This is a genomic window from Pseudomonas sp. P7758, from assembly GCF_013386485.1.
GTDB lineage: Bacteria > Pseudomonadota > Gammaproteobacteria > Pseudomonadales > Pseudomonadaceae > Aquipseudomonas.
Genome location: NZ_JACARS010000016.1, coordinates 66,299 through 78,043, shown reverse-complemented (window position 1 = coordinate 78,043; position 11,745 = coordinate 66,299). Strand labels below are relative to the sequence as shown.

The 11,745-nt window shown below is 56.7% G+C and carries 10 protein-coding genes; 5 read left to right on the top strand and 5 right to left on the bottom strand.

All coding sequences use genetic code 11. The annotated features are described in order from the left end of the window. Nucleotides 1–553 precede the first annotated feature (553 nt). The 3 genes from HX873_RS04225 to HX873_RS04215 all read left to right on the top strand — a co-directional run bounded on the left by HX873_RS04225 (nucleotide 554) and on the right by HX873_RS04215 (nucleotide 4,539). Complete coding sequence (locus HX873_RS04225) at nucleotides 554–1,060, top strand: sigma-70 family RNA polymerase sigma factor (RefSeq protein ID WP_008439546.1); 507 nt, start codon at nucleotides 554–556, stop codon at nucleotides 1,058–1,060. Next, nucleotides 1,060–2,004: a FecR domain-containing protein gene (locus tag HX873_RS04220; RefSeq protein WP_177122412.1), complete on the top strand. Its 945-nt coding sequence runs from the start codon at nucleotides 1,060–1,062 to the stop codon at nucleotides 2,002–2,004. Before HX873_RS04225 ends, HX873_RS04220 begins: the two co-directional genes overlap by 1 nt. 93 nt (nucleotides 2,005–2,097) lie before the next feature. Beyond that, on the top strand, nucleotides 2,098–4,539 hold the full coding sequence (locus tag HX873_RS04215; RefSeq protein WP_102370204.1) for a TonB-dependent siderophore receptor: 2,442 nt from the start codon (nucleotides 2,098–2,100) through the stop codon (nucleotides 4,537–4,539). A 22-nt stretch (nucleotides 4,540–4,561) separates the two neighbouring features. Here HX873_RS04215 and mnmE read toward each other — a convergent pair whose 3' ends face one another. The 5 genes from mnmE to rpmH all read right to left on the bottom strand — a co-directional run bounded on the left by mnmE (nucleotide 4,562) and on the right by rpmH (nucleotide 8,491). Beyond that, the gene (mnmE, locus tag HX873_RS04210; RefSeq protein ID WP_008439550.1) at nucleotides 4,562–5,932 is read right to left on the bottom strand and encodes a tRNA uridine-5-carboxymethylaminomethyl(34) synthesis GTPase MnmE; all 1,371 of its coding nucleotides are present in this window, start codon (nucleotides 5,930–5,932) and stop codon (nucleotides 4,562–4,564) included. A gap of 80 nt (nucleotides 5,933–6,012) precedes the next feature. Beyond that, the gene (yidC, locus tag HX873_RS04205; RefSeq protein ID WP_003213572.1) at nucleotides 6,013–7,695 is read right to left on the bottom strand and encodes a membrane protein insertase YidC; all 1,683 of its coding nucleotides are present in this window, start codon (nucleotides 7,693–7,695) and stop codon (nucleotides 6,013–6,015) included. Between the two features lie 2 nt (nucleotides 7,696–7,697). Further along, nucleotides 7,698–7,943, bottom strand: coding sequence for a membrane protein insertion efficiency factor YidD (gene yidD, locus HX873_RS04200; protein WP_003213574.1), 246 nt, complete (start codon nucleotides 7,941–7,943; stop codon nucleotides 7,698–7,700). After that, the gene (gene rnpA / locus HX873_RS04195) at nucleotides 7,936–8,340 is read right to left on the bottom strand and encodes a ribonuclease P protein component (RefSeq protein WP_010168490.1); all 405 of its coding nucleotides are present in this window, start codon (nucleotides 8,338–8,340) and stop codon (nucleotides 7,936–7,938) included. Before rnpA ends, yidD begins: the two co-directional genes overlap by 8 nt. A 16-nt stretch (nucleotides 8,341–8,356) precedes the next feature. Continuing rightward, complete coding sequence (gene rpmH / locus HX873_RS04190; RefSeq protein ID WP_003213577.1) at nucleotides 8,357–8,491, bottom strand: 50S ribosomal protein L34; 135 nt, start codon at nucleotides 8,489–8,491, stop codon at nucleotides 8,357–8,359. Between the two features lie 585 nt (nucleotides 8,492–9,076). On the opposite strand from rpmH, the gene dnaA reads away from it, so the two are divergent. After that, nucleotides 9,077–10,597, top strand: coding sequence for a chromosomal replication initiator protein DnaA (gene dnaA / locus HX873_RS04185; protein ID WP_032868695.1), 1,521 nt, complete (start codon nucleotides 9,077–9,079; stop codon nucleotides 10,595–10,597). A gap of 39 nt (nucleotides 10,598–10,636) precedes the next feature. Then, on the top strand, nucleotides 10,637–11,740 hold the full coding sequence (gene dnaN / locus HX873_RS04180) for a DNA polymerase III subunit beta (protein ID WP_003213582.1): 1,104 nt from the start codon (nucleotides 10,637–10,639) through the stop codon (nucleotides 11,738–11,740). Nucleotides 11,741–11,745: the final 5 nt, after the last annotated feature.

The following is an 11,745-nucleotide window of genomic DNA, read 5'->3' as shown; positions in this document are numbered from 1 at the left end:
GGAATGAGCGTTCGAGATCAGGTTTTCGAACGAGTCGGCAAGTATAGGGACTTCGCCCTTCCTAAAGAACCCTTTGCACAAAATTTAACCAGCTGTGGATGAATCACGAACAATAGAAATTAAAAGAGAGAAATTTATTAAATCTTTGTTTTTATGTTTATTTCTACTGAGGCATGTTTCTGTGGATAAATCTCTACAGGCCTTTATTTACATTATGTACAGAGATTCAAAAGTCTGTGGTTAGGTGCCAATGAGGCCCTTGGATAAGTGCTTTAAGCCTGTGGATTAAACGGGTGGTTATCCACAGAGGGGTTTTTACTCAGGTTTCAAGCCTGGTTATCAACTGGGCACAGGGGCGGTTATTCACAGGGCTTAATCCACAGAAAATACGGATCCCGATAAGTTTCAGGCAGGCAGATGCCTCCGAAAATCCTCGGTCAGGCAGGAAACAGTTCATTTGCATTTGTGAAACGGGTTGATGGAACGCCTATTGTGAGAAAGCGCCACGGCAGTTAATAATAGTTATTATCATTAACCTGCCTCGTCACCTCTAATGGCCCTTCCCTCGCATACCGTTGCAGTCCAGCACATCTATGAGCAGCACCATTCGTGGTTGCACAGCTGGCTCAAGGGAAAGTTGCATAACGCCTGCGATGCAGCTGACGTGGCACACGATACGTTCGTGCGGATCCTGGGCGGCCGCAATGCGACGCAGATCCTCGAGCCCAGGGACTATCTGGCCACAGTTGCCCGGGGACTGGTGATTGACCGCTATCGCCGCCGCGCCATTGAGCAGGCCTATCTGCAAACCCTGGCAGACCGGCCCGAAGCGATCGCAATCAGTGAAGAAGACAAGGCCATCATCATTGAAACCCTCGTTGCTGTGGATAAAGCCTTGTGTGGGCTGGGGGAACGGGCCAGGCGAATTTTCATGCTGTCCCAGGTCGAAGGCCTGACTTATCAACAGATCGCCGATCAGTTGCGTGTCTCGCTGACCACCGTCAAGAAACATATGGTTCGGGCCCTGACTGAATGCGCCTTGATCATGGCGGGCATGTAATGGCTGCCCCGGATCGCAAGACGTTCGAAGCCGCCGCCAGTTGGTACGTGCAATTTCAATCGCAGCCACCGACACCCGCGCAACAAAGTGCCTGGCAGCAATGGCTCAACGGCGATCCCTCCCATCAGGCGGCCTGGAACCAGATGGAGCAGTTGCAACGTGGCCTCGGTGCGCTACCCAAGGACTTCACCCGTCGTGCGCTCTCGGCCAGTCAACAACGGCGGCAAGTGCTCAAGCTGATGCTGATGCTCGGTGCCGCCGGGTACTTGGGGTGGAACGTTCAACAACACACGTCCCTGGGCAACCTCTGGGCTGACTATCGGACCAAGGTCGGCGAACGACGGCGAATCGGGTTGGCCGACGGCACTCAAATTGACCTCAATACGAACACGGCTATCGACGTACTTTTCGACGGGCAGCAGCGACTGATCCGTTTGCGTGAGGGGGAAGTACTTATCCACACCGGAAAGTCGGGCCGGCAAACACCGTTTTATGTTGAAACCCATGAGGGTCGTGTTCAAGCCTTGGGTACGCGGTTCACTGTTCGCCAACTGCAAGGGTCGACGCGGGTTGGTGTGCTGGAAGACCGGGTCAGCGTGCAACCCGTCGACCAGCCGGCCCATAGCCGAGTGCTCGGACCTGGTGAAAGTGTCGACTTCGGCACGCAAGACGTAGGCCCCAGCCATATCTATCGCGGGAACCAAGCCGCATGGGTCGACGGCCAACTGATCGTTCTGGATGCGCGACTGGGGGATGTCATCGACGAACTGGCGCGCTATCGGCCGGGCGTTATGCAGTGCGATGCCGCATCAGCGCGGCTGCGGGTGTCCGGCACTTTCCGTCTGGATTCCACCGACGCCGTATTGGCCAACCTGCAGGTCACGCTGCCGATCCACGTGAAGTATTTCACGCGCTATTGGGTCTCCGTCACGCTTACAACTTGATACTGAAAAAATACTCTCAGCGGGGGTTATCTTTTTTTTACCTGGCGCGGCCCTACAGGTAATCACGATGCTACCTTCAGGGCTTACTCACACATGCGCCTTCCTACAAAACTTCGCCAGCGTCTCTCCCATCACGGCATCACGTATGGCTTGCTGCTGGCCACGGCAGCGACTGCCAGCACCTTGCTATGCACTCGGGCCATTGCTGCCAGCCCAGTGCAACATTACGTGATCGCCTCCGGGCCACTCGACAATGCCTTGAGCCAATTCGCGTCGAAGGCCAATGTGATTCTGTCATTCTCGCCGCAGCAGACGGCGCGCCTGCAAAGTCCTGGGCTGGAGGGTGACTACTCGGTGGAGCAAGGGTTTGCGTTATTGCTGCAAAACTCGGGATTGCAGGCGGCGGTTCAAGGCCCCGGCAGCTACGCGCTGCAGCCGGCTGCGAGCGGGGAACAGCTCATGCTGGCCCCCACTACTGTCAGCACTTATCAACAGACTGGGTTCAATCAGGAAATTGCCGGGGACGTAGGTTACAAGGCGCAAAACAGCCGAATCGGTACCAAGACCAGCACACCATTGTCGGAAACCCCGCGCTCGGTGTCGGTGGTGACCGGCCAGCGCATCAAGGATCAAAAATCCCAGACGCTCACCGAAGTGCTGGGCTATGTGCCGGGAATCTTTGCCCCTCCCTTCGCTGCGGGCGACGGGCTGGCCGGTGACTTGTTCTTCATTCGCGGTTTCAACGCCACGGATTATGGCTACGGCCTGCTGCGCGATGGCTTGCGAGTCCAAGGCAACCGGTATGACACCACCAGCGAACCTTATGGCCTGGAACGGGTGGAGATATTCCGTGGCCCTTCTTCCCTGCTCTACGGCGAAAACGCACCCGGTGGCCTGGTCAACCTGGTGAGTAAACACCCGACAGCTACACCACAAGGCGAAGTTCAGCTGACCTACGGTTCTAATAACCGGCGCCAGGTGGGTGTGGATATCTCCGGTCCCTTGGACGACAGCGGCAATATCCTTGGACGGGTGGTGATGCTCGGCAGGAAGTCCGACACCCAGACCGATCACGTTCCCGATGACCGCCTGTATATCGCACCGTCCCTGACCCTCAATTTCGACGACTACAACACCCTGACGCTGCTGGCCAACTACCAGAAAGACCACACCAATCTTGAACTTGGCCTACCTGCAGCAGGCACGTTACTGACCAACCCCAACGGAAAGCTCTCCAAGCACACCATGCTCGGTGACCCGGATTGGAACACCTTCGAACGGGAAACCTGGAGCACCGGCTACGAGTTCAGCCACAGCTTCAACGACGACTGGCAGTTTCGGCAGAACTCGCGCTACATGCAGTCGCGAATCACCCGCCATGAAACCTGGCCAGGCAACCTGAATAATGCGGGGTTCGGCACACAGCTGAACATGAATGCCTACGACCGCTACAACAAATCGATGGTCTACTCGCTGGATAACCAGTTGGAAGGCAAATTCCAGGTAGGCGGGCTGGAAAATACCGTGCTGTTCGGTGCCAGCTATGACCGTACCTCGTTCAGCCAGGATTGGAATGCCGGATTTGCAGGCACGATCAATGTGTATAACCCGGTGTACCTGAGGGATCCATTGACGCCTCTCGCAGTGCAAAACACGTTGCTCGAACAGCAAATGAAAGGTGTTTATGCACAGCTTCAGAGCAAGTATGACCACTGGTTATTCTTGCTCGGCGGGCGGCAGGACTGGGTCGACAGTGATTTTCGCGACAAGGTGGCCAAGGCCGGCAACATCAGCTCTGAAGACCGCAAGTTCACCTATCAGGGCGGGATCATGTACCAGTTCGACAATGGCCTGACGCCATATGTCAGCTACTCGACCGCGTTCGTTCCGGTACAGCAGATCTCCAATGCCGGCACACCGCTGGACCCGATCACCAGCAGTCAATACGAAGTAGGCCTCAAGTACGAGCCGATCGGCTGGGACACGGCGATGACGTTGTCGGTCTATGACTTGCGCAAGCAGGACGACACGTACCTCGACGCCACGACCAATACCTACCGCCAGGTCGGCGAAAGCCGGGCCAAGGGTGTGGAAGTGGAGGTCAACAGCAACCTCACACCTAATTTGAACGTGACTGCGGCCTACACCTACACCGATGCTCGGATTACCAAGGATTCGGCAACGTCGCTCGTGGAAGGTCACCAGATGACCGGTGTTCCGCGTAATCAGGCTTCGGTCTGGGGCAAATACCGCTTTCTTGATGGCCAGCTCAAGGGATTGTCCGTCGGTGGCGGCGTGCGCTACTTCGACAGCACTTTCGCTTACACCGCGCCTTCTCTTTACGGGAAGCTGGATGCTGGAAGCGTGACGTTGGTGGATGCCGCCATTGGTTACCAGATTGACCAGCACTGGTCGGTAGACGTGAACGCGAAGAACCTGTTCGACAAGGAGTATGTGTCCGGCTGCAACGATGCGGGCCGCTGCTACTGGGGTGAAAGCCGGACGCTACTCGGAACTGTTTCCTACAACTGGTAACCAGCCAGCTGTGGATAACCGCCTATTTCCCGATACAGAAGCTTGAAAAGATCCGCCCCAACAAATCATCGGAGCTGAATGCGCCGGTGATCTCACCCAACAGCTGCTGCGCCTGGCGTAAATCTTCAGCCAGCAGCTCACCGGCTCCTGCCAGCGTCAGTTGCGCACGGCCATGCTCGAGGGCGGCGCTGGCATGCCGCAGTGCCTCCAGGTGCCTGCGACGAGCGCTGAAGCTGCTTTCCGAAGTCTGCTCGTAGCCCATGCACGCTTTCAGATGATCGCGCAGCAGTTCCAGCCCTTCTCCTGCAGCCTTGGCACTCAAGCTGATTGTCACGTGGCCATCTTCACTGACTTCCAGGGCAATTGCCTCGCCCGTCAGGTCAGCCTTGTTGCGAATCAGCGTGACCTTGGCCGGGTCCGGCCGTTGTTCAAGGAATTCCGGCCACAGTGCGAACGGGTCTGCAGCCTCTGGCGCGGTGGCATCCACCACCAGCAACACGCGGTCAGCTTCCGTGATGGCCTTCAACGCGCGTTCCACCCCGATCTTTTCCACCTGGTCATCGGTGTCACGCAGTCCAGCGGTGTCCACCACATGCAGGGGCATGCCATCGATGTGGATATGTTCGCGCAGGATATCCCGCGTGGTGCCGGCGATCTCGGTGACGATCGCGGCCTCTCGCCCGGCCAGGGCATTGAGCAGGCTCGACTTGCCGGCGTTGGGACGGCCGGCAATCACCACGGTCATACCGTCACGCAGCAAGGCACCTTGCCCGGCTTCGCGCAGCACTGTGGATAACTCATCGCGAACCTTATCCAGCATCGCCAGGACATGGCCATCGGCAAGGAAGTCGATTTCTTCCTCCGGGAAATCAATCGCGGCCTCCACGTAGATGCGCAAGCTGATCAATTGTTCGGTGAGGTTATGCACACGCAGGGAAAACGCGCCCTGCAACGAGCGCAACGCATTGCGCGCAGCTTGTGCAGAGCTGGCTTCGATCAGGTCGGCAATCGCCTCGGCCTGGGCCAGGTCGAGTTTGTCGTTGAGGAACGCGCGTTCGCTGAATTCACCCGGACGTGCCAGGCGGCAACCCAACTGCAGGCAACGCTGCAGCAGCATGTCCAGAACAATCGGGCCGCCGTGGCCTTGCAGCTCCAGGACGTCTTCGCCGGTAAAGGAGTTCGGCCCCGGGAAATAAAGGGCGATACCTTCATCCAGCACTTCTTCATCAGCGCCTAAAAACGGCCCGTAATGCGCATACCTCGGCTTCAGTTCCCGCCCGCTGATGGCCTGGGCCGCCACGCCGGCGAGCGGCCCGGAAATACGAACGATACCGACACCACCACGACCTTGAGCGGTGGCGACAGCGGCGATGGTTTCACGAGGAGCGCTCATGGCGGGTACCCGGATAAAAATGACAGAAAGCAAAACGCCCCACTAGGGGGCGTCTTGAGTGGTGTTATCCACAGAGTAAATTACGCCTCGGCTTTTTTGGTAGCCGCTTCGATTTTACGTGTGATGTACCACTGTTGGGAGATCGACAGGCAGTTGTTGACCACCCAGTACAGCACCAGACCAGCCGGGAACCACAGGAAGAAGAAGGTGAAGATGATTGGCATCATTTTCATTACCTTGGCCTGCATCGGGTCCGGCGGAGTCGGGTTCAGGCGCTGCTGGATGAACATGGTCGCGCCCATGATGATCGGCAGGATAAAGAACGGGTCTTTGATCGACAGGTCAGTTATCCACAGCATGAACGGAGCCTGGCGCATTTCCACGCTTTCCAGGAGCACCCAGTACAGCGACAGGAATACCGGCATCTGCACCAGAATCGGCAAGCATCCACCCAGCGGGTTGATCTTCTCTTTCTTGTACAGCTCCATCATGGCCTGGGACATTTTCTGCCGGTCATCGCCATGTTGTTCTTTCAGCGCAGCCAGTTTCGGGGCCACGGCACGCATACGCGCCATCGACTTGTAGCTGGCGGCCGACAGTGGGAAGAAGATCCCCTTGATCAGCATGGTCAGCAGGATAATCGAGAAGCCCCAGTTACCCACAATGCTGTGGATATGTTGCAGCAGCCAGAAAATCGGCTGGGCAATGAACCACAGAATGCCGTAATCCACAGTCAGTTCCAGACCTGGGGATAACTCTTTGAGGACTGCCTGGCTCTTCGGACCGGCGTACAACGTGGCGCTGGCTTCAGCCTTGGCACCCGGCGCGACGGTCAACGTCGGGCCAGTAAAGCCAATGATGTAGTTGCCTTGGCTGTCTTTGCGGGTTTGAACCAGGTTGGCATCACCTTTGTTCGGGATCCATGCGGTCACGAAGTAGTGTTGCAACCAGGCAACCCAGCCACCTTGAACGGTTTCTTTCAGCGCGCCCTTGTCGATATCTTTCATCGACACTTTTTTGTACGGCTCGCTACTTGTCCACAGGGCTGCGCCCAGGTAAGTCGCGGTGCCGGTGGCGGTGCTGGAAGAAGGATCGGCGCTGTTGTCACGCTTGAGCTGGGCAAACAGGTTGCCCGTCCACGGCTTCGCGCTTTCGTTGTCGATCAGGTAAGTGACTTTCAGATCGTACAAACCGCGGGTGAAGCTGAAACGCTTGATGTAGTTGACGCCGTCGTGACTGAATTTCAGGTCGACGTTCAACTGGTTCTGGCCATCGGCCAGTTGATAAGTCTTCTGTTCGGTCGAATAAACCGGACGACCGGTAGCACGAGCATCCGGACCGTCAGTACCGGTCAGGCCACTTTGCGCCAGATATACACGTTCGCCACCGTTATCGAACAGTTGGAACGGAACGTCCGGATGGTCTTGGCGACGTGGATACAGCGGCAGCTTCAGCTGGGCGATATCACCACCCTGTGGGTCGATTGCCAGGTCCAGTACATCCGTTTTTACATGGATGAGGTCTTTATTGGTGACGACCGGGGTTTCTACCGGGGTACTGGTATCGGCATTCGCGCTGGGTACATCGGCACTGGCGGCAGCATTGTTACCCAGTGGCGTATCCGGAATAGCCGGCGCCGACTGATTGGTAGCAACATTCTGAGTCGGCAGGGCAGCTTGGCCATAATCCTGGTTCCACTTAAGAACCATAGAGTAGGACACGATTGCCAGGGCGACGATCAGGATCGTGCGTTTAATATCCATGATTACTCGGCCATCGAAGAAGAACGGGAGGTAGGGATAGGCGGAACCGGGTCATAACCACCGGGATTCCACGGATGACAGCGACCTAAACGACGAAAGGTCAGCCAGCCACCGCGCAGAAGGCCATGATTTTCTATGGCTTCCAACGCGTAGCAGGAACAACTGGGGTAGAAACGACAGTGGTTTGCCATCAGGGGACTAATGGCATAGCGGTAAAACTGGATCGGAACGAGGGCCAGTTTACGCATCAGTACTGTCTACCCCTACAGTTTCGGTGCTGACAGCTGGTGCTGGCTTGTTGGTACGAGCCAAACGTTTCCAGAGCTTGCCGAAATGCTGAATCAATTCGGGGTTTTCTACGTCCCCCAAGCCTTTGCGCGCGACGATAACAATATCCCAACCAACCAGAGTCTCCTGGTGGAGGCGAAACGATTCGCGCATCAGACGCTTGAGGCGATTGCGCTCAACGGAGAGCTTTACGCTCTTCTTGCCGATCACCAACCCGAGACGGGGGTGATCCAGATCGTTGTTACGCGCAAGGAGCAGGAGATTTTTCCCCGGAACCTTGCCGGTGGGGGAGTCAAAGACTGCCTTGAAATGCCGGGGGGTTAGCAGACGCTTTTCCCGACTGAAGTCCTGACTCACCACCAGTACCGGATTATCAAACTGCCAGACGCGCACGACCTTTGGCGCGGCGACGCGACAGGACAGCACGGCCGTTCTTGGTGGCCATGCGAGCACGGAAGCCGTGAGTACGGGCGCGTTTGATGGTGCTTGGTTGGAAAGTACGTTTCATGGCGTGTTACCTGGTTCGTCCACAACGGGCCGGAATGGCCCCCGTTTTAAGAGACCGGCGATTCTAGAGAAAGCAAGCCTCTAGGTCAATTTCCAACCAGCTTTTCCTTTAATTAGATATCTGGAGGCCTGCGGACCGAATCCGGGCGATTCGCCTTTCACGAGCAATGCCATAGATATAAAAATAAAGAAGGAAGTTATTTAAAGCTTTTCTGTAAAGCTTATAAAAGCTAGGCACCCCATCTTCTGTGGATAACTGCCTTGAAGCCATATTCTACGGGCTGTACAGAGAATGACAACACGGGGGAGAAACGGTGCTCTGCCTGTGCTGCGCTATCGGATAAGCTGTGTGTGGAATGGCTAGTTATCCACAGGCCAGTTACCCACAGACTTTCGACCCCACTTGTACAACGAGCTTAGGGGCGCTTATCCACAGAGCTTATGCACAGACCATTTGTCGCCTTTTTTACGGTTAAGGCATTGATTCTTGGCGCCCTGTGAGCAACCTACATGTGGATAAGTGGGCGGCTGGCCGCTACAATGGCGGCTGTTTTTGCCTCACCGGCTTTCAACTTAGGGGATATCCGTGTCAGTGGAACTTTGGCAGCAGTGCGTGGAGCTTTTGCGCGATGAGCTGCCTGCCCAGCAATTCAACACCTGGATCCGTCCGCTACAGGTCGAAGCCGAAGGCGACGAGTTGCGTGTCTACGCACCCAATCGTTTTGTTCTCGACTGGGTCAACGAGAAATACCTGAGCCGCGTTCTCGAATTACTCGATGAACATGGCAACGGGCTTGCTCCGGTGCTCTCCTTATTAATAGGCAGCAAACGTAGCTCGGCACCTCGTGCTGCGCCGAATGCACCGTTGGCAGCCAGTGCCTCCCAGGCTCAGGCCGCTGCGGCACCTGTTAATAACTCGCCAGCCCCGGTCGCCCAGACGCCTTCGAAATCCTCGTCGCAGAAAAACGCGCCTATAAATGAAGAGCCGTCCCGCGACAGCTTTGACCCAATGGCCGGCGCCAGCTCACAACAGGCCCCGGTTCGTGCCGAACAGCGCACCGTCCAGGTAGAGGGTGCGCTCAAGCACACCAGCTATCTGAACCGCACGTTCACCTTTGAGAATTTTGTCGAAGGTAAATCCAACCAGCTGGCCCGCGCGGCTGCCTGGCAGGTCGCCGACAACCCCAAGCATGGTTACAACCCGCTCTTCCTTTATGGTGGCGTTGGCTTGGGTAAAACTCACTTGATGCACGCCGTGGGTAACCACCTATTAAAGAAGAACCCGAATGCCAAGGTCGTGTACCTGCATTCGGAGCGCTTCGTGGCCGATATGGTCAAGGCGTTGCAGCTCAACGCCATCAACGAGTTCAAGCGGTTCTACCGTTCCGTTGATGCCTTGCTGATCGATGACATTCAATTCTTCGCCCGCAAGGAACGTTCCCAGGAAGAGTTTTTCCATACGTTCAACGCGTTGCTCGAAGGTGGCCAACAGGTCATCCTGACCAGTGACCGTTATCCGAAGGAAATCGAAGGCCTGGAAGAGCGCCTGAAGTCGCGCTTCGGCTGGGGCCTGACCGTAGCGGTAGAACCGCCGGAGCTTGAAACCCGCGTCGCGATCCTGATGAAAAAGGCCGACCAGGCCAAAGTCGACCTGCCGCACGACGCCGCGTTCTTTATCGCCCAGCGCATTCGCTCCAACGTGCGTGAACTGGAAGGCGCACTCAAGCGGGTCATCGCTCACTCGCACTTCATGGGTCGTGACATCACCATCGAGCTGATTCGCGAATCCCTGAAAGACCTGCTGGCGTTGCAAGACAAGCTGGTGAGTGTGGATAACATCCAGCGCACCGTGGCCGAGTATTACAAGATCAAGATTTCCGACCTGCTGTCCAAGCGCCGTTCGCGCTCGGTAGCACGTCCCCGCCAGGTAGCGATGGCGCTCTCCAAAGAGCTGACCAACCACAGCCTGCCGGAAATTGGTGATGTGTTTGGCGGTCGCGACCACACCACGGTCTTGCACGCGTGCCGCAAGATCAACGAACTTAAGGAATCCGACGCGGATATTCGCGAGGACTACAAGAACCTGCTGCGTACACTGACTACTTGATGAACACCAGCGCAGCTTATTAAGGCAAGGGACTAGACCATGCATTTCACCATTCAACGCGAAGCCCTGTTGAAACCCCTGCAACTGGTCGCAGGCGTCGTCGAGCGCCGACAGACCTTGCCGGTGCTTTCCAACGTATTGCTGGTTGTCGAAGGCCAGCAATTGTCCTTGACCGGTACCGACCTGGAAGTCGAGCTGGTCGGTCGCGTCCAGCTCGAAGAGCCCGCCGAACCCGGCGAGATCACCGTGCCGGCGCGCAAGCTGATGGACATCTGCAAGAGCCTGCCCAACGACGCGCTGATCGACATCAAGGTTGATGAGCAAAAGCTGGTGGTCAAGGCCGGTCGCAGCCGTTTCACCCTGTCGACCTTGCCGGCCAACGACTTCCCGACCGTGGAAGAAGGCCCAGGCTCGCTGACCTGCAGCCTGGAACAAAGCCGACTGCGCCGTTTGATCGAGCGCACCAGTTTCGCCATGGCCCAGCAGGACGTGCGTTATTACCTTAACGGCATGCTGCTGGAAGTCTCCGAAGGCATCATCCGCGCCGTAGCCACCGACGGTCACCGACTGGCCATGTGCTCGATGAAAGCCGATATCGGTCAGCCGGATCGCCACCAGGTGATCGTGCCGCGTAAAGGTATTCTGGAACTCGCGCGCCTGCTGACTGAGCCGGATGGCAATGTCAGTATCGTGCTGGGCCAGCACCACATCCGCGCGACCACTGGCGAGTTCACCTTCACTTCCAAGCTGGTTGACGGCAAGTTCCCGGATTACGAGCGCGTTCTGCCTAAAGGCGGCGACAAGCTGGTGATTGGTGATCGTCAGGCCCTGCGTGAAGCGTTCAGCCGTACCGCTATTCTTTCCAACGAGAAATACCGTGGTATCCGCCTGCAATTGGCCAACGGCCAACTGAAAATCCAGGCGAATAACCCTGAGCAGGAAGAAGCGGAAGAAGAAGTGGGCGTCGACTACAACGGCGGCAACCTGGAAATCGGCTTCAACGTCAGCTACCTGTTGGACGTGCTGGGCGTGATGACCACTGAACAGGTTCGCCTGATTCTGTCTGACTCCAACAGCAGCGCCCTGGTACAAGAATCCGACAACGATGACTCGGCTTACGTTGTCATGCCGATGCGCCTGTAATCATG

Excerpts from the sequence above, each read along its gene's own strand:
- HX873_RS04225 (WP_008439546.1), top strand. The coding sequence starts at position 554 with ATGGCCCTTCCCTCGCATACCGTTGCAGTCCAGCACATCTATGAGCAG.
- HX873_RS04220 (WP_177122412.1), top strand. The coding sequence starts at position 1,060 with ATGGCTGCCCCGGATCGCAAGACGTTCGAAGCCGCCGCCAGTTGGTAC.
- HX873_RS04215 (WP_102370204.1), top strand. The coding sequence starts at position 2,098 with ATGCGCCTTCCTACAAAACTTCGCCAGCGTCTCTCCCATCACGGCATC.
- mnmE (WP_008439550.1), bottom strand. The coding sequence starts at position 5,932 with ATGAGCGCTCCTCGTGAAACCATCGCCGCTGTCGCCACCGCTCAAGGT.
- yidC (WP_003213572.1), bottom strand. The coding sequence starts at position 7,695 with ATGGATATTAAACGCACGATCCTGATCGTCGCCCTGGCAATCGTGTCC.
- yidD (WP_003213574.1), bottom strand. The coding sequence starts at position 7,943 with ATGCGTAAACTGGCCCTCGTTCCGATCCAGTTTTACCGCTATGCCATT.
- rpmH (WP_003213577.1), bottom strand. The coding sequence starts at position 8,491 with ATGAAACGTACTTTCCAACCAAGCACCATCAAACGCGCCCGTACTCAC.
- dnaN (WP_003213582.1), top strand. The coding sequence starts at position 10,637 with ATGCATTTCACCATTCAACGCGAAGCCCTGTTGAAACCCCTGCAACTG.